The sequence below is a fragment of the Nitratireductor sp. GISD-1A_MAKvit genome, assembly GCF_040819555.1.
In the GTDB taxonomy this organism is placed as follows: domain Bacteria; phylum Pseudomonadota; class Alphaproteobacteria; order Rhizobiales; family Rhizobiaceae; genus Nitratireductor.
Genome location: NZ_CP161920.1, coordinates 2,383,672 through 2,404,634 on the forward strand (window position 1 = coordinate 2,383,672; position 20,963 = coordinate 2,404,634).

Consider the following 20,963-nt stretch of genomic DNA (forward strand, 5'->3'; position numbering starts at 1 on the left):
ATTGCATCCATTTGCACGAGACTCGTGGCGTAAGCGAGGCAAATATGCAACCTCTGCCAGCGCGGCGCTTTACCATTCGCAGCCGGTTTCGATTGCGAATTGTGTGCGACTGTCGTTTAGAATTGCACGGGGCGGAGTAAACTGCCCTCATTTGCTGGATTTGCCGGGAGACTAGAATGGCGCGTCACATTGAAAAACGACTGCTGGAACTGGGTGTTGAACTGCCGGATGCGGCAGCCCCCGTTGCCAATTACGTACCCTATGTTCAGGCCGGCAACCTGCTCATGACCTCCGGCCAGCTTCCCATGAAGGACGGAAAACTGATGGCCATGGGCCTGTTGGGAAGGGATCTGGGCGTTGAGGCAGGCAAGCTTGCGGCCAAGTGGTGTGCGGTCAACATTCTTGCACAGACACGCGCCGCCCTGGGAGATCTCGAACGAATCAAACGCGTCGTGCGCATTTCCGTCTATGTCGCATCGACCCCCGATTTCACCGAACAGCATCTCGTGGCAAACGGTGCCTCGGACTTTCTCGCAGCCGCATTGGGCGAGCGCGGCCGCCACGCGCGCGCTGCCGTCGGCATGGCTTCTCTTCCGATGAATGCCCCTGTCGAGATCGATGCCGTGATAGAGGTTGAAAACAATTGAGTGCACAGTCCTGGCTGACCGCACAGCCGATTGCTCATCGCGGTCTGCACGACATGAACAAGGTGCGCTGGGAGAACACGCTCTCAGCGTTCCAGGCCGCCATCGACGGGGCCTACGCGATCGAGTGCGATGTGCATCTTTCGAGCGATGACGTTCCGATGGTGTTTCACGACCATGCCCTGCGACGGCTGACGGGACAGGATGGGACGATTGCGGGCAAGACTGCCGCCCAGATGGGCGCACTCAAGGTCGGTGATACGGCCGACCACGTGCCCACACTGCGCGAAATGCTTGCGCTTGTCGCCGGCCGGGTGCCGCTGGTGATCGAGCTCAAGGGTTCGGATGGTCACGACGACGCGCTGGTTGCCAGGGCCGTCGAGGCCCTAGATGGCTATTCGGGGCCGGTGGCGCTCATGTCGTTCGAGCACAGGCTGGTGCGTCAGCTCGCCAGGCTTGCACCGCACCTGCCGCGTGGCCTGACTGCCGAGGGGCTTTCTGTCGAAGCAATCGAAGCCCATTTTTCGATGCTGGCCCATGACCTCTCATTCGTATCCTATGCCGTCACGGAACTTCCCAACCCGTTCATCACCTTCGTGCGGGAGAGGCTCGCGATGCCGGTCATCACCTGGACGGTCAAAGACCAGAAATCGGCCGATCACACTTTCGCCAATGCAGACCAGATAACCTTCGAAGGCTTCGTGCCGCTGGTATCATGAAACGCCCCCGCCACTTGAAGCCTCGGCCTGCCCGCGCTTAGTTATCTCCATGACGACAGATGATGCGAGTGCCGGAATGGCGGGCGATCTGACCCTCACGGTCACATCGTCTTTCTCCGACATACCGAAATCCGACTGGGAAGGCCTTGCGGGCACGAACCGCCGGATACGAAGCACGCCCTACAACCCCTTTTTATCCCACGCGTTTTTGTCCAGCCTGGAAGAAAGCGGATGCGCCACGCGGGAAAGCGGCTGGCTGGGCCAGCACCTGCTTCTGCGTTCGGCCGATGGCGTGCTGCTAGGGGCAGTGCCCTGCTACCTCAAATCGCACAGCCAGGGCGAATATGTGTTCGATCACGGCTGGGCCGACGCCTTTGAGCGGGTCGGCGGGCGATACTACCCCAAACTGCAGGCCTCGGTGCCGTTCACACCGGCGCGGGGCCCCCGTCTGCTCACCCGCGAGGAGGCGCGCTCCAGCGTGGTGCGCGATGCACTGGCGCAGGGCCTGAAGACCCTCACGGGCCGGCTCGGGGTTTCTTCCGCCCATGTGACGTTTGCGGTGGATGAGGACATGAGCGCACTGGAGCGGGCCGGTTTTCTGACGCGCACCGATCAGCAGTTTCATTTCTTCAATCGCGGCTATGAAAACCATGGCGATTTTCTCGCCACACTCGCCTCACGCAAGCGCAAGGCGCTGAAGAAGGAACGGCGTACCGCGCTCGAAAACGGCATCGAGATCGACTGGTTGACGGGATCCGACCTGAACGAAGCGGTCTGGGACGATTTTTTCAGCTTTTATCTCGACACCGGCAGCCGAAAGTGGGGACGCCCCTATCTCAACCGCCAATTCTTTTCGCTGATCGGCGAACGCATGGCCGACGACATACTGCTCGTCATGGCACGCCGGAACGGTCGCTACATTGCCGGCGCGATCAACTTCATCGGTTCGCAAACGCTCTATGGCCGCAACTGGGGCTGCGTGGAAGACCATCCGTTTCTGCATTTCGAGGTCTGCTATCATCAGGCCATCGATTTCGCCATTTCGCGCGGCCTCGACACCGTTGAGGCCGGTGCACAGGGTGAACACAAGCTTGCCCGTGGTTACGAGCCGGTCACCACCCGTTCGGCGCATTTCATCCCCCATGAAGGTTTGAGGCGCGCGGTGGCACAATATCTCGAGCTTGAGCGAAGAGACGTGGCGGAAATCAACCGCGTTCTCGGAGAGCACACCCCGTTTCGAAAGAACTGAAACGGCTCAGTGCATCACCGATTTCGAAAACAGGTTGATGACGAGCACTCCGGCAATGATCAGCGCAACGCCGATCAGCGCAGGCGTGTCGAGCGCCTGCCGGAACCACAGCCAGCCAATCGCGGTGATAAAAACAATACCCGCACCCGACCATAGCGCGTAGACAATGCCGACAGACATGGTGCGCAGTGTGAGCGACAGGAAAAAGAACGCAACCCCATAGCCAACGAGCGTCACGAGCGAGGGGATCAGACGAGAGAACCCGTCCGTCTGTTTCAGCGCGGTCGTGGCCACGACTTCGAACAGGATTGCCACAATCAGATAGGCGTAAGTCACTTGCAGAATCACTTCATGAACAGGGCGCGACTCGCACGCCGACAACAGTTGACGGGCGCGAGATTAACGCAGAAAACTTGCCCCGCAATCGCCTTCAACGAGAGGATCCCATGACGAACAGCCCCTACGACAATGACAATGTCTTCGCCAAGATCCTGCGCGGTGAACTGCCCTGTCACAAGCTTTACGAGGACGATGCGACTTTCGCTCTCATGGATATCATGCCGCGCGGTGACGGGCATTGCCTTGTCATTCCGAAGAAGCCGTCGCGCAACCTCCTTGATGTCGATGAAGACAGTCTGGCAGCGGTGATGCGCACGGTCCAGAAGCTCGCACGTGCAGCAAAATCGGCTTTTGGCGCCGATGGCGTGACGATCCAGCAGTTTAACGAACAGGCAGGCGGTCAGGTTGTGTTTCACCTGCATGTGCACATCATTCCCCGTTTCGAGGGGGTGGCACTGCGCCCGCACACCGGCGAGATGGCGGACCAGGCCGTTCTTGCCGAACAGGCCGAAAAGATCCGCGCCCATCTCTGAACGGGAGCGACGCTTCAACCGATGAGGTACAGGCCGGTCAACAGAACCGCTTCGGCAGCGATGATGCCGGCAAGTATCTGCTTGCGTGAAAGAAGATAGGCTGCGAAGCCAACCAGCGCTGCGCCCAGTCGAAGGGAAAGCGGGGAATCCGCCAGCGCCCCGCTCGGGAACACGATCAGATTTGCGATAACGGCTGCCACCAGCCCGGTCGCAACGCAGCGCACGAAGACGAGGATGTCGGAGGTCTCCGACATCCGGCCACCGAGATATACTCCGAGATAGCGCCAGATATCCGTCGCGAGCCAGCCGGCGAGCAGGATGAAAACATAGGGCCACCACCAGGCGTCAATCGCGTCAAAACTCAACCGACCGTCTCCCGTTTCACCCGTGCCCGGTGCCACAGATAGGACGCTCCCCCGGCAAACAGACCGGCGGCGAGCAGATCAAATCCGGGAAGGAAGATGTGAAAGAGCGGCCCGCAGGCCAGTCCAAGCACCATCGCGACATGCCCTGCCCTTTCGCGCGCCGAGCCCCAGAGCGAGGTCAGGAAATAGATGGGCGTGAGAAAAAACAGGGCTGCGGTGACCTGTACCGGAAGTTTGCCGGCCACAAGAAACACCATCGCAACCACCCCCATGTTCACCAGCACAAGCGTGGTGCCGATACCCGTGTAATAGGCCGTTCGCATGGCGCGCGGGACCTTGCGGAAGCTCTCCATCGCCAGAACCCAGGACGTAATGGCCACGAAATGGGACAGTGCGTACAGAACCCATTTGCGGGTTTTTGGCGTGCGCAGTTCCGGCGTGAGCGCCACGACCATCGGCGCGAGGCGCACCGAGGAGAGAGCGACCGCAAAGGCAACCGCGATCAGGCTGTTGCCCGCCAGAACCGCGCCGATCAACACAACCTGCGCCGGCAGGGCCCAGACCACACCGGTCATGAAGACAGCCTGTGAAAGCGTCAGCCCCGCCTCGCGCGCAAGGCCTGAAAAACCGATGAAGGCGCTGATGAGAACAAGGCCCGGAATCGAGACGCAGCGGCGTACACCCCGCAAATACCAGGTGGCGACACTGCCCTGTGCATCCGACTCGATTTCTGCATTTTCATTCATCGCCGCAAGGGCGTAGCACAGCAAAAACCGCGGCGCGATACGACGAAAGCGTGGGTGTTTGTGGCACCCACGCTTTCCGGATTGGTCCACTCAAAGGAGCTGATCGACGTTCAGTCCTTGCGTGGCAGTTGCGGCACAAGGCTCCGCTTTGTCGGCGGTCCCTTCGGCTTCGATGTTTTTGGCTTTGCGGCGGCTCTGGGCTTGCGCGGCTTTTTGGCAGCCGGCTTCGCCTTCTTCTTGGCAGGGACCTCGTCACGCGGCTTGATCGGAGCGTCATCCGGTACCGCGTCGAGCTTCAGCCGGCTTTCGCCCGCTTCATCCTTTTCCACGCCCACACGAACGGTGCCGCCCTTCTTCAGCCGGCCGAACAACACTTCGTCTGCGAGCGGTTTCTTGATGTGCTCCTGGATCACACGCCCAAGCGGGCGTGCGCCCATCCGCTCGTCATACCCCTTGTCGGCAAGCCAGGCGACCGCTTCGTCGTTCAGGTCGAAAGTCACGCGCCGTTCGGCGAGCTGAGCCTCAAGCTGCATGACGAATTTCTGGACAACCTGATGGATGACGGGCGCCGGCAGCGACCCGAACGGGATGACGGCATCCAGTCGGTTGCGGAACTCCGGCGTAAACAGCCGGTTGATCGCCTCCATGTCATCGCCTTCGCGCTTGGAAGAGCCAAAGCCGATGGCAGGCTTGGCCATGTCGGCTGCGCCGGCATTGGTCGTCATGATCAGAATGACGTTGCGGAAATCGATGCTCTTGCCGTTGTGGTCCGTCAGCTTGCCGTGATCCATCACCTGCAACAGAATGTTGAAGAGGTCCGGATGGGCCCTTCTCGATCTCGTCCAGCAGCAGCACGCAATGCGGATGCTGATCGACGCCGTCCGTGAGCAGACCTCCCTGATCGAAACCGACATAGCCGGGCGGTGCGCCGATCAGGCGCGAAACCGTATGGCGCTCCATGTATTCGGACATGTCGAACCGCAGAAGCTCGACCCCGAGCGAGGCTGCAAGCTGTTTCGCCACCTCCGTCTTGCCAACGCCGGTCGGCCCTGAAAACAGGTAGGAACCGATGGGCTTTTCAGGCTCCCTGAGGCCGGCACGCGCCAGTTTGATCGCGGAAGACAGTGCGGTGATCGCGGTGTCCTGCCCGTAAACGACCCGCTTCAGCTCGTCCTCCAGCGTTGCAAGGATCTTTTCGTCATCGGCAGAAACCGTCTTGGGCGGAATCCGGGCCATGGTCGCGATCGTGGCCTCAATTTCCTTGACGTTGATCGTCTTGCGCCGCTTGGATTCGGGCAGCAGCTTCTGCGACGCTCCGGTCTCGTCCAGAACGTCGATCGCCTTGTCCGGCAGCTTGCGGTCGCTGATATAGCGCGCCGAAAGCTCAACGGCCGCCTTCACCGCTTCATTGGTATAGCGAACCTTGTGAAAATCCTCGAAATAGGGCTTCAGACCCTTCATGATCTCGATGGCATCATCGACCGTGGGTTCGCTCACATCGATCTTCTGGAACCGGCGCACGAGCGCACGGTCCTTCTCGAAGAACTGCCGGAATTCCTTGTAGGTGGTCGACCCGATACAGCGGATCGATCCCGACGATAAGGCCGGCTTCAAAAGGTTGGAAGCATCCATGGCTCCGCCCGAGGTCGCGCCGGCACCGATAACCGTATGGATCTCGTCGATGAAGAGAACGGCCCCGGGAAAGTCTTCCAGTTCCTTGACCACCTGCTTCAGGCGCTCTTCAAAATCGCCCCTGTAGCGGGTTCCGGCCAGAAGCGAGCCCATATCGAGGGCAAAAATCGTCGCGTCCGCCAGAACATCCGGCACATCGCCTTCGACGATCCGTTTTGCCAGACCTTCTGCAATGGCGGTCTTGCCGACCCCCGGATCGCCCACATAAAGCGGATTGTTCTTGGAACGCCGGCACAGCACCTGAATGGTCCGGCTGATCTCGGGCGCCCGACCGATCAGCGGATCAATGCGGCCAGCCCTCGCCTTGTCGTTCAGATTGACGCAATAGGCGGTCAGCGCATCCTGCGCCTGTTTCTTCTTGGTGCTCTCTTCCGCGTCTGCGCCTGGGGCGGCAGCCTCGTCCTCTTCCGATCCGCGCGGCGTTCGCGTGTCTGCGGCGCCCGGGCGCTTGGCTATCCCGTGGCTGATGTAGTTGACCGCGTCATAACGCGTCATCTGCTGTTCCTGCAGGAAGTAGGCCGCGTGGCTTTCCCGCTCGGCAAAAATGGCGACCAGAACATTCGCACCCGACACTTCTTCGCGTCCCGAGGACTGAACGTGGATTACCGCGCGCTGTATCACGCGCTGGAAACCGGCCGTCGGCTTGGAATCCTCGTCATAGCCCGTGACGAGATTGTCGAGGTCGCTGTCGATATATTTTACCACCGTCTCCTTGAGCGCATCGAGATCGACATTGCACGCGCGCATGACAGCGGCTGCGTCCGTATCGTCGATCAGCGCAAGGAGCAGGTGTTCGAGCGTTGCATATTCATGATGACGCTCATTGGCAAATGTGAGCGCCTGATGCAGAGCCCGCTCCAAGCCTTGGGAAAAAGCCGGCATTCAGTACCTCATTTCTTTTCCATCACGCATTGCAGCGGATGCTGGTGCTGTCGGGAGAAGTCCATCACCTGCGTTACCTTGGTCTCCGCCACTTCGAACGTGAACACGCCGCATTCTCCAACCCCATGATTGTGGACATGCAGCATGATTCTGGTCGCGGCTTCGCGATCCTTTCTAAAGAAGCGCTCAAGCACATGAATGACGAACTCCATGGGCGTGTAATCGTCATTCAGCAACAGAACACGATACAAACTCGGCTTCTTTGTCTTTGTTTTGGTGCGCGTGATGACAGCCGTGCCGCGCCCGGTGTCATCCCCGCCCTCTTCGCCATCCTGCATCCGCCAGTCGCAACGCTGCATGGCATCACCGATATTCAAGAATTCCATTCCCTATGCCGAGCCCTTACGTGAAACATGTAGGTACCCATACATCAATTTTAAGGCCTTCTGCGTTCGTGACAATACGAAGCCGGGTGATTTGCGTTCAAAACTACGCCATCTCGCTTTCCCCCTCCTCCTCCGCGGGTCGGTGGAGGGCGGATCGTTCGATTTCGACTCAATATTAAGCATTTTCGGCAACGAACGGCACACCATAAACGGATTGGTAACGTCGCCCCGAATAGTGTGGCTGGAAATGAGCTTGCGGGCGGGGGTTTCTCGCAATCTTGAACCAGTTGTTAATGGGTGTGGTCGTGCGTCAGGCGTTAAAGCGTAAAATGAGTTTTGCGCATCTTTCGAGCAAAATTCTCGCAGCTTGCTTTCTATCCGCCGCCGTCCTTTTAGGGGCCGTTGGGCAGGCTTCCGCAAATTCGAAATATGCGGGCATCGTGATGGATGCCAAAACCGGCAAGGTGCTCTACGAATCGAGTGCCGATGCGCCGCGTTATCCGGCATCTCTGACCAAGATGATGACGGCCTATATGATTTTCGAGGCGCTTTCTGCAGGCCGCATCTCCAAAAAGACCCGGATTCCCGTGTCGCGCAATGCAGCCGCCGAGCCGCCAACCAACATCGCCCTTCGTCCAGGTGACAGGCTGACGGTGGATCAGGCCATTCGCGCGCTTGTGACCCGCTCTGCCAATGATGTGGCAACGGCCGTTGCAGAGTTTCTTGGCGGTTCCGAAGCAAAATTCGCCGAGATGATGACAGCGAAGGCCCGCAGCCTGGGGATGACCCGCACCACGTTCAAAAATGCGCACGGGCTGCCGAACAGCCGGCAGAAGACGACCGCACGCGACATGGCCAAGCTGAGCATCGCTCTGCGTGAGCATTTCCCGCAGTATTACAGCTATTTCCAGACCACCTCGTTCACATACAAAAAGCGCCGTTACGGAAATCACAATCGCCTGCTCGGTCGCGTGAAGGGCGTTGACGGCATCAAAACCGGTTATACACGCGCTTCAGGCTTCAATCTGGCCAGTTCCGTTCAGGCCAACGGGCGCAGCATCGTGGCTGTCGTCATGGGCGGGCGCACCTCACGCAGCCGCGACGCCCATATGGCCGACCTCATCAAGCGCTATCTCAACAAGGGCTCAACCGGTCGCGACCGCATGCTGATCGCCAAGGCACCCGGTGGTGCACGCAATGCACTTGCCGCGATGATTCCTGGCAAGAAGGTGCCGCTGCCGACCGAACGGCCCGAGATCGAAACCCTGACGGGCCTATGCACCCGAACAGCCCGTGCGTGCCTCCGCAGCAGTGAATGCCGCGGTCCCTCGCCCCCGGGTGGCGGTTGCAGCGGTCGATCCCATGCCGACCGCTTCTACCGATGCCGGTGCAGAATCAGCGTCCTCACTCGGTGGCTGGGTCATCCAGGTGGCGTCCATGCCTTCGGAAGACGAGGCACTGATGTTCCTCGCAGAGACCGAGAAGAAGGCCGGCAGCGTCCTGGCTCGGGCCGTACCGATCACCGAGACATTCGAAAAGGGTGGCATCACCTATCACCGGGCCCGGTTCGTCGGGTTCAAGGACAAGTCCGATGCCTGGGGCGCCTGTGCGTCGCTCAAGAAAAAGAGCATCTCCTGCTACGCCGTGCAGCAGTAAGAGCGGAGTTGATGATGAGTCAGGATAGTGTAGCGCGTACCGGGAACTCACTCATGAGCAGACAGCAGAATGTCGCGCGCCTCGTTGATACGGGCGGCAAGAGACGAGGTGCCTCCCATGTCGGGATGCAGGCGCTGCATCAGGCGGCGGTGAGCCTCTCTGATCTGCGCAACGGTCGCACCTCGTTCAAGACCAAGGACCTCATAGGCCTCCTCCTCGGTCATGGGGCCCGCGCCCGGCGCAGCTCCCTCCCCCCGGTCGCCATTCGGCTGCGCGCCGTCGCGCCAGGCGGGGAATTCGCCGTCAAGATAGGTTTCGAGAAGGCGTAGGCTCTCTTCGTCGCTTTCAAGTTCCGAATAAAGTAAAAGCAGCTCTTCCAGCGTCATGTCTTCAAGCCGGCGTCCTTCATGACGCCCGGCAAGAACCACCCCGGACAGTTTCCCGCTATCGTGGTCCAGCTCCATCTCGAGCGCGGCGGAGCGAACGGCGGAACGCTGTCCGGCCTGCTTCCTCCGGCCCATCTTCAAGCGCGCGGAACCGAACCAGGCAGCAGCCGCTGAAAGCAGCATGCCGCCGATCCCCGCCCGACCGGCAAAAAGCATCACGACGCCGGTAAGTGCCAAGAGGACGGGTCCAGTAAATCTCACAATGCCGGCAAGCCGCTTTGGACTTGCGTTCATGAAGGCCAGTCCTGCCAAAACGAGCAGAAGCAGAAGCGCAAAGAAAAAGAACGGATAGCTCATCGGTCCTTGCCACCGCGCAGATGCTCCAGCATTCGGCGGTCCTCGGGCCGGTTTCGATCGCTGAGTGCCTTGAGACCGCCGGTCGCATAGACCGCGACAGCCGACAGTAACTTGCCAAGCTCCGCAGCCGATCGCGAATCGAACCGGAACCAGGCCCCCCTCGACAGACGTGCAATCTCACGAAAAGCGCCTTCGGCCACTGGATCGTTCCCTTCCTGAAAGACAAAAACGGGAACGCCGCTCAATCCGAGCCGGCCTGCCTTGTCCGCGAGGTCGTCGACACTCTCTTCCATCGCATCGCCAATATAAACGAGCGCGTTGATTTTCTCGCGAGCGGTTTCCTTCAGCGCATGCGACAGGACCTTGCCGATCTGCGTGTGCCCGCCCCGGCAATCGATCTTTGTCATCAGCGTCTTCAACGCATCCGTGTCGCGCACGAAGCGTGAGGCCCGGCTCTCGCCAAAACCACGAAAATAGACAAGCTGAACGTTGAGCGAGCCCGCCTTGCCGACCGCGTCGAACATCTCCGCCTGCAGCTTGCAGGCAAGATCCCATGTGGGCTGCCGGCTCATCGTTGCGTCGAGGGCCAGAATCAGCCGCCCCCCGCCGGCACCGGACGAAGGTGCGATGGCGCGGGCCTGTCGGACAAAGGCATCGATCGCACCCGATGGTGACCGGGTCTTTTCGGGCTTTGTCTGTGCGCGACGCGGCGCGGGCGTTTTCTTGTCGCTCATAGGAAGAAAGATGGGCGTCCGTGAACTGGTTGCAAGGCTCGACGCAAGCCTGCGCCAGATAAGGCGCTACAGCAAGCCGAGTTCTGCAAGTTCGCGGCGCAGTTCCAGAGGCATTTCGGCATCGTCTCCCGCACTGCCGAGATCCGGTGGCGCATCTTTCGCCTCCAGATAGCGCCAGCCCTGAAAGGCCCTGCGCGGCTGAAAATGGGTGCGCACGAGTTTGGGCTCCAGCACCAGATGGCAGCGCGACACGCCCTCGGCATCGCGGAACGGGCGTATGTCGAGAAGCCTCTGCCGGCACTGCACCGTGCCCTTGATGACCCAATAGAGTGAGCCGCCGCCGGTCAGCTCTTCAACCCGCTTGGGCACCATGCGCGTGGTGTGAAACTGCTCGGCGGCCTCCCCGCGTGCCTGTTGGTCGCGAAGGCGCAGCGCGATCCAGTCCTGCAATTGCTCGACGCTTTCGCAGCCGACGCACAGTTTGATAAGATTGAGTGCCATTGTTCAAATGTCGGGCGCTGCCCTGCCTGGGTCAAGCAATGATAGCCGGCTCTCCACAGCGCTGAAGGTCTCTCAGCATTCGACAACGTTGACAGCGAGACCGCCAAGGCTGGTTTCCTTGTAGCGTTCATTCATGTCGACGCCGGTCTGGCGCATGGTTTCGATCGCGGCGTCGAGCGAGACGAAGTGTTTGCCGTCGCCCTTCACGGCCAGAGAAGCCGCGGTGACGGCTTTGACAGAACCCAGGGCATTGCGCTCGATGCAGGGAACCTGGACCAGCCCGGCAACCGGGTCGCATGTCATGCCCAGATGATGTTCCAGCGCGATCTCGGCTGCATTTTCCACCTGTTCGGGCGTCCCGCCCAGAACGGCTGCAAATCCGGCTGCCGCCATGGCGGAAGCCGACCCCACCTCGCCCTGACAGCCCACCTCCGCTCCGGATATGGAGGCGTTGTGCTTGACGATGCCGCCGATTGCAGCTGCCGTCAGAAGGAAATCGCGGACACCGTTGGCATCGGCGTCGACGTGAAATTTCTGCCAGTACCGCATGACGGCGGGCACCACACCTGCTGCGCCATTGGTCGGCGCGGTCACGACGCGTCCGCCGCTCGCATTTTCTTCGTTCACCGCCATCGCAAAGACGGAAAGCCAGTCGTTTGCCGCAAGCGGGTTGGGACGGTTCTGACGCCAGTCCTCATCCAGCGTTTCGTGCAACTGGCGTGCCCGACGCCGGACATTCAAGCCACCTGGCATGACACCGTTCTGGGAAAGACCGCGTTCGATGCACGCGTCCATCGCCTGCCAGATGCGATCGAGCCCGGCATCCAGCTCGGCACGGGACATTCGGGCTTCTTCGTTGGCCCGCTTCATCTCGGCAATGGTCAGCCCGCTATCAGCCGCCATTGACAGCATTTCGCGGGCGCTGGCGAAGGGATACGGCACATCGTCGGCATCGGGCTTGCGGGTCTCGTTCTTGAGCGTCTGAAGCTCTTCCTCGGACACCACGAAACCGCCACCGATGGAGTAATAGATTCGTCGTAACAGGAGCCGGCCATCCGAATCATGGGCATTGAACGCCATGCCATTGGCATGTCCCGGCAAGGCCTTCTTCCGGTCGAGCACGAGATCGGTCTCCGGATCGAAGGCATATGGTGGATGCCCTGCCGGCCGGATCAGTTTTTCGGCTGAGATCGCGGCGAGCTGTTCATCCATCCGGTCCGGGTCGACGGTCAGCGGGTTGAAGCCTGCAAGCCCCAGGATCACCGCCCGGTCCGTGCCGTGACCGACACCGGTGAAGGCCAGAGAGCCATGCAGGCTGACCGAGAGCCGGTGTACGACGCTTCCCGCCGGGCGCGGCCAGTCATCGCCTGCAATCTCTGACAGGAAGCGTTCCGCAGCGGTCATGGGGCCCATCGTGTGCGAACTGGACGGACCGATACCGATCTTGAACAGGTCGAAAACAGAAAGGAACATGGGCGCTGGCTCCGGTACCTGACCACAGGAATGCTCCTGCTGTCAGTGGCAATTGGCAGGTTGCGGCACGGCACGCATCTGCGTGACCGGGCCATCGCAAGATGTAGGCGATTTCCCCACACAAGCAAAGGGCGCAGCATTTGCGCTGCGCCCTTTGACTTTGAAGAATCGATATGTGCGGTTTTTTGCTGGTAGTTCAGCCTGCCGTTGCTACGACCGCTGCCGTTTCGGCGCCAATCAAGAGCCATGCCAGAAAGATGATTCCCGCAAGCCCGACCACTGCTTTGGCGGTTACGCCCCAGCAGGATCTCTCAACGCTATCGTCCATGCATATCCCGTTTGTTATCCGATCTCCGAAAGGGATCATCCCAATCGCCGATCCGTGACGGCGGGAGATACTCCTCTCGTTCGGCTTCCGCAAGTCCAAAAACGGCAAAAGGACGGCACGCAAACCGTTATACAGCCCGGGAATCCGGGCTTTCTCAGCGCAATCAAACACTTGCGCGCATAAAGGAATCTTCAACAGTTATGGCGAAAAGCGGACATTTTTGCTGCAATGCAGCATCAAGATGAATCTGACGGTGCGGATTCAGAGGGTGCCAGCATCGGGCCGGGAAAAAACGTCTCGGTTCTACCGGCCAGACGATAGGCGACAAGACCGATCCACTCGCGAATCCCGACCGTGACATTCCGTAGCGAATCAAGCGCATTGTCCTGCGCCAGTCCGGGCGCTTCATTTCCCGCCGTCTTGTAATCAACTGGCCATGGGATCACAGGAAAACCGGCTTTGCGAAACACGCCAACCGCACGCGGCATGTGAAATGCCGAGGTGACAAGGAGCCATGTTTCTGCCGGTCCCGGCTTCACCAGCCTTTTGGAGAACGCGGCATTCTCATAGGTATCACGCGACCGGTTTTCCAGAATCAGCCGTTCCTGGTCGACACCAAGTGCCTCCAACAGGCGCGGAGCAGTGTCCGCGTCCCCCTCTCCGGCCAGAAAAACAGCGCCCTGCCCTCCCGAGATCAGGATTTTGGCCTGCGGGAACCGGCGTGCAAGAATGGCGGCCTCGACAAACCGATCACCGCTGGCATTCAGCTCATGGCCGCCTCGCGCCATGTTGATGGAACCTTCGAGCCCACCGCCAAGAACCACAACACCATGGATCGCACCGGGAAGCGGGTCTGGTTTGTGGAAACGGTCTTCCAGCGGCCCGAGCACAAGTGCACCAAGCGTCGTCCATGCTGATAAAAACAGCGTCAACAGCGCCAGACTGCCTGCCCCGATGGCCAGGCGGCGCCAGTGGAACAGCGCAGCCAGAAGCGAAACCGCGATCAGGATGACCACAAGACCGAGCGGTTGCAGAACCATCCAGCCGATCCCGGAAACAAGGTGAAACATGATGCGGCTCCGTCTCTATGAAAAAAGCCGCACCACGGTGATTACCACCACCTGTTCGGTGCAAAACGCCCTGCGGCCTCTTCGATCACATGCGCCGTGCGGAAGAGCGTTTCTTCCTCAAACGGCTTGCCGATGAGCTGGAGACCCAGCGGAAGGCCTTTCGCATCGAGACCGGCAGGAACCGCGATGCCCGGCAGACCCGCCATGTTGACCGTCACCGTGAAAATGTCGTTCAGATACATTTTCACCGGATCGGACGCCATTTCCTTATCGGCTATGCCGAAAGCTGCGGAAGGCGTGGCCGGCGTCAGAATGGCATCGACGCCCTGATCGAAAACCTGCTCGAAGTCACGCTTGATGAGCGTGCGCACTTTCTGCGCCTTCAGATAGTAGGCGTCATAATAACCAGCCGACAGAACATAGGTGCCGATCATGATGCGGCGCTTGACCTCTCGGCCAAAACCGGCCGCACGGGTCTGTTCATACATGTCAGCAATGTCCTTGCCGGGTACGCGCAGGCCGTAGCGCACGCCATCATAGCGCGCGAGGTTGGAAGACGCCTCGGCAGGCGCGACGATGTAATAGGCAGGCAGCGCATATTTGGTGTGCGGCAGGGAGATGTCGACGATCTCCGCACCCGCATCGCGCATCCATTCGATGCCCTTTTTCCACAGCGCCTCGATTTCCTCCGGCATACCGTCGAGACGGTATTCGCGCGGAATGCCGATCTTCATGCCCTTGACCGACTGGCCGATGGCAGCCTCGTAATCGGGCACCGGAAGATCGACGGAGGTGGTGTCCCTGTCGTCAACCGAAGCCATGGATTTCAAGAGGATTGCAGCGTCGCGCACGTCGCGTGCAATCGGCCCCGCCTGATCGAGCGAAGAGGCGAAGGCCACCGTGCCCCAGCGCGAGCAGCGGCCATAGGTTGGCTTGATGCCGACCGTACCGGTGAAGGCGGCAGGCTGGCGGATCGAACCGCCGGTGTCCGTTGCGGTGGCACCCGCGCACAGGAATGCCGCAACCGCTGCCGCCGAACCGCCCGACGAGCCGCCCGGCACGAGATCGGCGTTGGAGCCTTCCGCGCGCCATGGGTTGATGACCGGTCCGTAGTAGGATGTCTCGTTGGACGACCCCATGGCGAACTCGTCCATGTTGAGCTTGCCGAGCATCACCGCGCCGTCGGCCCACAGATTGGCGGTGACGGTGGATTCGTATCTGGGCTTGAATCCATCGAGAATGTGGCTGGCGGCCTGCGTGTGGACGTTTTCGGTCGCAAAAAGATCCTTGATGCCGAGCGGAATGCCTTCCAGCGCGCCGGCTTCGCCTTTCGCGATCTTTTCGTCACTCGCCTTCGCCATGGCGCGCGCCTTGTCATGCGTGACGGCGACATAGGCATTGAGCTTTTCATTGGCGGTATCGATGGCCGAAAGATAGGCCTCGGTCAGCTCGGTGGCGGTGAAGGCCTTCGCGACCAGCTTGTCGCGCGCTTCGGCAATGGTGAGTTTGGTGAGCTCTGTCATGGAAGATCCGTGAAAATCCGGCGGCCCGTCAGGGCAAATGGGTTGGGAAGCGGGGCGCTCTTATTCGACCACTTTGGGAACGACGAAGAAATTGTCTTCCGAGGCCGGCGCATTGGCAACGATATCATCTGCCTTGTCGCCGTCGGTCACGCCGTCCTGGCGCTTCTTCATCGCCATCGGGATGACGGAGGTCATGGGCTCGACGCCCTCGACATTCACTTCATTCAGTTGCTCGACGAAACCGAGAATGGCATTGAGTTCGCCCGTCATGCGCTCGGCATCGGCCTCGTCAACGGCAATGCGGGAGAGGCGCGCAACACGCTTCACGGTATCGATGTCCACGGACATGGTTTTCTCCAGGCGCTTATTGGCTGCGCCCCGGCTATAATCGGCGCGCGGGCGGCGTGCAACCGCCAACGCGCTCCGACGCACCGGATTTGCTAAAGGGATATGCTCTCGCCAACCTTGAGCGCCGGCACATTGACGCCCGATCCCTCCATCCCGTCGATGAATTTCTCAGCCGTCTGGTCGATGATCGGCAAAGAGCCGAAATGGCACGGCAGCACCGTCTCGAACCTGAAATAGCGACGGCAGGCAAGGGCTGCCACCGCCCCACCCATTGTGAAACGATCGCCAACGGGAACAATTCCGATCTCTGGCTGATGCAACTCGTGAATCAGGGCCATGTCGCCGAAAATATCGGTATCGCCCATGTGGTAGAGCGTCTTGTCTTTTGGAAAGTGGAGCACCAGACCGGCGGGATTGCCCAGATAGGTGTTTGCCCCGCCCTCGCCGGCAGATGATGAAGAATGCAGCGCGTTGACAAAGGTGGTGGTGAAGCCGCCGCAATCGACCGTACCGCCGTGATTGCCGGGATTGATACGGTCCTGTTCGACGCCCTTGCCCACAAGGAACATGCAGATTTCGAAATTGGCCACCAGCATGGCGCCGGTCTTTTTCAGGATATCGACCGCATCGCCGATGTGATCGTCATGGCCATGGGTCAGCAGCACATGGGTCACGCCTTCGGCCGCTTCCTCCCATCCGCCGCTCCAGGAGGGATTTCCGCTCAGGAACGGATCGATCAGGATATGGGCGTCGCCCGCATCCACACGAAATGCCGAATGGCCATACCAGGTCAGGTCCATGGGGTTGTCCTCCTTGCTTGCTGTCGCGTCGCGCTCTCAATGGCGGTTCGTGCACATTGGCAGCTTTCCGTGGAACCGCTGCAGCGCTAATAAGATCCCACAGTCGTAATCGGAGACCTCAGTTTTGTCAGTGGTTGATCTCAGGAAACTCCCTGCTTTTCTCAATGCAGGCCAGACACTGGCCGGTCTTGATCTCGGCACAAAGACCATCGGACTTTCGGTGTCCGACCGGGGCCTCTCATTCGCAACCCCGCGGCAGGTGATCACGCGCAAGAAGTTTACGCAGGATGCAGAGGCGCTTCTCGCCGCTTTCGCGCGCGACAATGTGGGCGGGATTGTCATCGGCCTGCCGGTGAACATGGATGGCAGCGAAGGCCCGCGTGCCCAGTCGACTCGGGCGTTTGTCCGCAATCTGGAGCGGCTGACGGACCTGCCCTTCGCCTTCTGGGACGAGCGCATGTCGACGGTTGCTGCCGAGCGCGCGCTGCTGGAAATGGATGTGTCGCGGAAAAAACGGGCCGAAAGGATCGATTCGGCCGCGGCCGCTTTCATTCTTCAGGGAGCGCTCGACAGGTTGCGCGCCGCAGGCGAAGGCGAAGCCGGGGCGGCACGATAGGCTGCCCGCTTTTCCTGAAACCAGGCCCAGAGGGCCCGCCGGCGGCGAAAGGCAAGGATGCCGAACAGAATGAAGGTATCCAGCACGCAGGCCCTCGCGGCCATGCCTGGAATGATCGCCGGATCGATTCCCAGAATATTGCCGTAGAGGCCGAAGAACATGTCGTTCATGTCCCGACTGAGGAAATGGAATCCCAAACTGAGGTCATGGTAGGACAGGCCGTACCATCCCCAGAAAAGCCCCAATGGCAACGCCCATAAGAGTAACAGATAGCGCATCATAAGCTCCTGTCGTCATTGGCATGTGGCGGGACCCCGAAACGCCGGGTCTCGGCAAGGCGGGCGACGAAACTTCTGTGCGCGGCATCGGTTATGCGGATTGCGGCAGCCGGACCGATCACGGCGGCCGGCGCCTCGATTTCCCTCAGGTCGCTCTGCGCCCCCTCGCCGGGACGCAGGACCAGGTGCGTTGCGAGCACCGCCAGAAACGTCATCGTGGTCATGGCGGAGGGTGTCTGCGCCCAACCGGAAGCCAGGCCCGCATGAAGCGCTTCGGCAAGCAGCACCTTGATGGCGCCCGCACATGCCAATTGAGCGACCGCAGCCGTCTCACGCCGGTCATCGGGATCGAGCAGCGATACGAAAAGCGTCCAGACAAACAGGATCGCCACCAGCGTGTTGCCGAGCACAAGCCCGAGCTGGGTCAGCAGCCGAATGAGTTGTTCACCCGCAGCTCCGCCCGCCGGCCCCGGCACGAAAACACCATCTGCCTGTGCCGCCATCCATGCCGAGGCGGCGAAGGTGACGGTCCAGTAAACGGATAGAAGAATGGAATAACTGCGATTCATGGCTCTCTTTCTGTGCCGAGCCACAGTGAACGTCTCCATCTTCGGTCGCAACGCTTACCAATTGTTAAGGTTAACTCTCGTCGGCCCCGCTCCGCCAGCCAGGCTTTACAGCCGGGGCCTCCCGAACTAGCAAGAAGCACCCTTCATGCCCGGACGACCCCATGCTTCCCATATTCGAGAGCATTTTACCGATCTTCCTGATCATCATGGCCGGAAATGCGCTCCGGCGGTTGCCACTGATACGCGATGAGACATGGCCCGGGCTTGAGCAACTCTGTTACTGGTTCCTCTACCCGGCGCTGCTGTTCATCACGATTGCAAATGCGGATTTTTCCAGACTGAAGCTCGACGCAATGCTGGGCGCATTGATGTGCTCGGTGCTTCTCATGATCTTTCTGGTGCTTGCGCTTTGGCCGTTGTTGAAGCGATCGGGTGTCGTGCGTCGGTCCCGGTATTCCTCTGTGTTCCAGACGGCCGTACGCTGGAACGGCTTCATGGCGCTTGCGGTGGCACAGAAACTTTTCCCGCCCGAGGGTGCGGCCGTCGTGGCGCTGGTGATGGCGACCATCATCATTCCCATCAACATCGCCTCGGTCTTCGTCGTGACCCGCTTCGCCGACAGGAGCGCTTCATGGCCCCGCGTCATCGTGGATGTTGCGCGCAATCCGATGATTCTCGCGGCCGCCGGTGCCGTGGTGCTGCGCCTCCTGCCGTTTGATCTCTATCCCCCGCTTAACCAGACGCTCGATCTGGTTGGCCGCGCGGCCCTGGGAATGGGCCTTCTGACCATCGGCGCCGGCCTGCGGCCCGGAGACTTCCTCTCCGCGCGGGCGGCGGTTCTGATTTCAGCCTTTCTCAAGCTGATTTTCTTTCCCGCCTTCATGGTGATGATAGCGATTGCCTTTGGCGTTTCCGGACCTGCGCTCAGCTATCTGGCCCTGTGTGGGGCTGTTCCCACGGCCATGAACGGGTTTCTGCTTGCAAGACAGCTTGGTGGCGATGCGCCGCTTTATGCCACGATCACCACGATACAGACCGCTCTGGCATTCTTTACGATACCTCTGGTCCTGACAGTGGTCGCTCAGCTGTCTTCCGGATAGAGAACATCGAGCACCGCTGCAGCATCGTGGCGGGCATCGAGCATGCCGTAGGTGCTGCGCCATTGCCCGGCTAGGCGCGTTTCGATGAAGGCATCCGCTACCCGCCCGGCCCCCATGCGCCGCAATTCTGCCGCCGCAGCCGCAAGCGCAAGCTGTTCGGTGAGGATGCGCGCCGTGCCCTCATCCGTCTGGCAAACCCGCGCCGCGGCCGCCAGAACCTCCAGCGTTGCGCCACCCTTTTCGCCAAGATCGTTTCCGATCATTGCGAGAACATCGTCGAACAGGCCCGCATTGCGATCGAGCACGCGCAGCACATCGAGCGCCATGACATTGCCGGCCCCTTCCCAGATCGCATTGACGGGCGCCTCCCGGTAGTGGCGGGCAAGTGGTGCCTCCTCCACATATCCATTGCCCCCCATGCATTCCATGGCTTCATAGGTGACCGCAGGCGCCATCTTGCAGACCCAGTATTTGACAACCGGGGTCATGACACGGGCGAATGCCGCTTCACCGCGATTTTCGGCAGCTTCGTCGAATGATCGGGCAAGCCGCATGGAAAGCGCCGTGGCCGCCGCCACATCCAGTGCCATGTCGGCCAGAACACGCGTCATGAGCGGCTGCGCGGAAAGCCGCGCGCCAAACACCTCGCGGTGCCGGGTGTGATGCACCGCCTCGGCCAGCGCAGCGCGCATGATGCCGGCCGATCCCAGCGCGCAGTCGAGCCGCGTCAGCGTCACCATGTCCATGATGGTGCGAATGCCGGAGCCCGGCTCCCCCACGAGTTCTCCCATCGTACCGTGAAACTCGACCTCTGCCGAGGCATTGGACCGGTTCCCCAGCTTGTCCTTGAGGCGCTGGAAATGGAGGCCATTGCCCGCACCGTCTTCGAGAACACGCGGAACGAGGAAGCATGAAAGCCCCTTGTCCGTCTGGGCGAGGACCAGAAATCCATCTGACATGGGAGCCGAGAGAAACCATTTGTGTCCGGTCAACCGGAAGATCTTGCCTTCGACCCGCTCCGCACGTGTCGTGTTGGTCCGCAGATCCGTTCCACCCTGTTTTTCGGTCATCCCCATGCCGATCGTGATGCCGCTCTTCTGCGCCACGGGCTTGTCGGAATGGTCGTATTTGCGAACGGCGACACGCGGGGCCCACCGGCGGAAAAGGGTTGTGTCGGCCATGAGAGCCGCCAGCGAAGCATTGGTCATGGTGAGCGGGCAAAGATGCCCGCATTCGAGCTGGGCTGTCAGGTAAAAACGCGCCGCCCTGGCCTGATGGCGCACACCCGCTTCGGCCTCGGTCTTTTCCCAGATGGATGAATGCAGGCCATTGGCAGCCGAACGGCGCATCAATGCGTGATAGGCAGGGTGGTATTCGACAAGGTCGAGCCGTTTGCCGTATCGATCATGCGTTCTCAGTTGCGGCGTCTCTGAATTGGCAAGCCGCGCGAGATCGATCGCCTCGTGATTGCGCACGAAGCGGCCAAGGGTGTCGAGTTCCTTTCGCACCGGTTCGGAAAACCGCTCCGCCGACTGCATCAGCAGCGGATCGCTGCGCCAGGCATTGGTTCCGGCAATCGGTGGCGGCTGGTTGGTTACATCGTGCGTCACGGCATTACTCTATCACAACTTCGAGGGCGCGCCGGGAATCAGCGCACTCCTACCGATTC

At 60.5% G+C, this 20,963-nt stretch carries 21 protein-coding genes and 2 pseudogenes; 7 read left to right on the forward strand and 16 right to left on the reverse strand.

All coding sequences use genetic code 11. From position 1 onward, the window contains the following. The first annotated feature begins 176 nt into the window (after positions 1–176). The 3 genes from AB2N04_RS12615 (at position 177) to AB2N04_RS12625 (ending at position 2,612) form a co-directional block, all read left to right on the forward strand. The gene (locus tag AB2N04_RS12615; RefSeq protein ID WP_367714807.1) at positions 177–647 is read left to right on the forward strand and encodes a RidA family protein; all 471 of its coding nucleotides are present in this window, start codon (positions 177–179) and stop codon (positions 645–647) included. Next, positions 644–1,363 carry a glycerophosphodiester phosphodiesterase gene (locus AB2N04_RS12620; protein WP_367714808.1) on the forward strand — a complete coding sequence of 240 codons (720 nt, stop codon included), beginning with the start codon at positions 644–646 and terminating at the stop codon, positions 1,361–1,363. The genes AB2N04_RS12615 and AB2N04_RS12620 overlap by 4 nt, the downstream gene beginning before the upstream one ends. Positions 1,364–1,439: 76 nt before the next feature. Continuing rightward, positions 1,440–2,612, forward strand: coding sequence for a GNAT family N-acetyltransferase (locus tag AB2N04_RS12625; protein ID WP_367718804.1), 1,173 nt, complete (start codon positions 1,440–1,442; stop codon positions 2,610–2,612). Positions 2,613–2,618: 6 nt separating this feature from the next. Here the strand turns inward: AB2N04_RS12625 and AB2N04_RS12630 are convergent, their stop codons facing one another. Then, positions 2,619–2,948, reverse strand: coding sequence for a multidrug efflux SMR transporter (locus tag AB2N04_RS12630; RefSeq protein WP_367714809.1), 330 nt, complete (start codon positions 2,946–2,948; stop codon positions 2,619–2,621). Positions 2,949–3,058: 110 nt separating this feature from the next. Between AB2N04_RS12630 and AB2N04_RS12635 the strand changes: the two genes are divergently transcribed. Next, the gene (locus AB2N04_RS12635; RefSeq protein ID WP_367714810.1) at positions 3,059–3,484 is read left to right on the forward strand and encodes an HIT family protein; all 426 of its coding nucleotides are present in this window, start codon (positions 3,059–3,061) and stop codon (positions 3,482–3,484) included. 14 nt (positions 3,485–3,498) lie between these two features. Here the strand turns inward: AB2N04_RS12635 and AB2N04_RS12640 are convergent, their stop codons facing one another. The 4 genes and pseudogenes from AB2N04_RS12640 to clpS form a co-directional block, all read right to left on the reverse strand. Continuing rightward, on the reverse strand, positions 3,499–3,849 hold the full coding sequence (locus tag AB2N04_RS12640; protein WP_367714811.1) for an AzlD domain-containing protein: 351 nt from the start codon (positions 3,847–3,849) through the stop codon (positions 3,499–3,501). Beyond that, entirely contained in the window at positions 3,846–4,595 is a 750-nt protein-coding gene (locus AB2N04_RS12645; protein WP_367714812.1) for an AzlC family ABC transporter permease, read from the reverse strand. Before AB2N04_RS12645 ends, AB2N04_RS12640 begins: the two co-directional genes overlap by 4 nt. A gap of 110 nt (positions 4,596–4,705) precedes the next feature. Continuing rightward, positions 4,706–7,169, reverse strand: a pseudogene (gene clpA, locus AB2N04_RS12650) (ATP-dependent Clp protease ATP-binding subunit ClpA). Positions 7,170–7,177: 8 nt separating this feature from the next. Next, positions 7,178–7,507 carry an ATP-dependent Clp protease adapter ClpS gene (gene clpS / locus AB2N04_RS12655; RefSeq protein WP_367718805.1) on the reverse strand — a complete coding sequence of 110 codons (330 nt, stop codon included), beginning with the start codon at positions 7,505–7,507 and terminating at the stop codon, positions 7,178–7,180. Positions 7,508–7,998: 491 nt separating this feature from the next. Here clpS and AB2N04_RS12660 point away from each other — a divergent pair. Continuing rightward, positions 7,999–9,211 (forward strand): annotated as a pseudogene (locus tag AB2N04_RS12660) (serine hydrolase). Between the two features lie 47 nt (positions 9,212–9,258). On the opposite strand, the gene AB2N04_RS12665 reads toward AB2N04_RS12660, so the two are convergent. The 8 genes from AB2N04_RS12665 to AB2N04_RS12700 all read right to left on the reverse strand — a co-directional run bounded on the left by AB2N04_RS12665 (position 9,259) and on the right by AB2N04_RS12700 (position 16,731). Further along, complete coding sequence (locus AB2N04_RS12665; protein WP_367714813.1) at positions 9,259–9,954, reverse strand: DnaJ domain-containing protein; 696 nt, start codon at positions 9,952–9,954, stop codon at positions 9,259–9,261. Then, the gene (locus AB2N04_RS12670) at positions 9,951–10,688 is read right to left on the reverse strand and encodes a VWA domain-containing protein (RefSeq protein ID WP_367714814.1); all 738 of its coding nucleotides are present in this window, start codon (positions 10,686–10,688) and stop codon (positions 9,951–9,953) included. Before AB2N04_RS12670 ends, AB2N04_RS12665 begins: the two co-directional genes overlap by 4 nt. A gap of 66 nt (positions 10,689–10,754) precedes the next feature. Then, complete coding sequence (locus AB2N04_RS12675; RefSeq protein WP_367714815.1) at positions 10,755–11,189, reverse strand: DUF1489 family protein; 435 nt, start codon at positions 11,187–11,189, stop codon at positions 10,755–10,757. A 72-nt stretch (positions 11,190–11,261) separates the two neighbouring features. Continuing rightward, positions 11,262–12,662, reverse strand: coding sequence for an L-serine ammonia-lyase (locus AB2N04_RS12680; RefSeq protein WP_367714816.1), 1,401 nt, complete (start codon positions 12,660–12,662; stop codon positions 11,262–11,264). A 564-nt stretch (positions 12,663–13,226) separates the two neighbouring features. Further along, entirely contained in the window at positions 13,227–14,060 is an 834-nt protein-coding gene (locus AB2N04_RS12685; RefSeq protein ID WP_367714817.1) for a YdcF family protein, read from the reverse strand. A 41-nt stretch (positions 14,061–14,101) separates the two neighbouring features. Then, the gene (gatA, locus tag AB2N04_RS12690; protein ID WP_367714818.1) at positions 14,102–15,583 is read right to left on the reverse strand and encodes an Asp-tRNA(Asn)/Glu-tRNA(Gln) amidotransferase subunit GatA; all 1,482 of its coding nucleotides are present in this window, start codon (positions 15,581–15,583) and stop codon (positions 14,102–14,104) included. A gap of 60 nt (positions 15,584–15,643) precedes the next feature. Further along, on the reverse strand, positions 15,644–15,931 hold the full coding sequence (gene gatC / locus AB2N04_RS12695) for an Asp-tRNA(Asn)/Glu-tRNA(Gln) amidotransferase subunit GatC (RefSeq protein WP_367714819.1): 288 nt from the start codon (positions 15,929–15,931) through the stop codon (positions 15,644–15,646). A 92-nt stretch (positions 15,932–16,023) separates the two neighbouring features. After that, positions 16,024–16,731 (reverse strand): metal-dependent hydrolase, encoded by a 708-nt coding sequence (locus AB2N04_RS12700; RefSeq protein ID WP_367714820.1) that lies wholly within the window; start codon positions 16,729–16,731, stop codon positions 16,024–16,026. Between the two features lie 124 nt (positions 16,732–16,855). Between AB2N04_RS12700 and ruvX the strand changes: the two genes are divergently transcribed. Beyond that, on the forward strand, positions 16,856–17,347 hold the full coding sequence (ruvX, locus tag AB2N04_RS12705; protein WP_367714821.1) for a Holliday junction resolvase RuvX: 492 nt from the start codon (positions 16,856–16,858) through the stop codon (positions 17,345–17,347). On the opposite strand, the gene AB2N04_RS12710 is transcribed toward ruvX, so the two are convergent. Beyond that, the gene (locus AB2N04_RS12710) at positions 17,287–17,628 is read right to left on the reverse strand and encodes a DUF6105 family protein (protein WP_367714822.1); all 342 of its coding nucleotides are present in this window, start codon (positions 17,626–17,628) and stop codon (positions 17,287–17,289) included. The genes ruvX and AB2N04_RS12710 overlap by 61 nt on opposite strands. Further along, positions 17,625–18,194 carry a hypothetical protein gene (locus tag AB2N04_RS12715; RefSeq protein WP_367714823.1) on the reverse strand — a complete coding sequence of 190 codons (570 nt, stop codon included), beginning with the start codon at positions 18,192–18,194 and terminating at the stop codon, positions 17,625–17,627. Before AB2N04_RS12715 ends, AB2N04_RS12710 begins: the two co-directional genes overlap by 4 nt. Positions 18,195–18,355: 161 nt before the next feature. Between AB2N04_RS12715 and AB2N04_RS12720 the strand changes: the two genes are divergently transcribed. Continuing rightward, entirely contained in the window at positions 18,356–19,294 is a 939-nt protein-coding gene (locus AB2N04_RS12720) for an AEC family transporter (protein ID WP_367714824.1), read from the forward strand. Here the strand turns inward: AB2N04_RS12720 and AB2N04_RS12725 are convergent. After that, positions 19,276–20,904, reverse strand: coding sequence for an acyl-CoA dehydrogenase family protein (locus tag AB2N04_RS12725; RefSeq protein WP_367714825.1), 1,629 nt, complete (start codon positions 20,902–20,904; stop codon positions 19,276–19,278). The genes AB2N04_RS12720 and AB2N04_RS12725 overlap by 19 nt on opposite strands. Positions 20,905–20,963 lie beyond the last annotated feature (59 nt).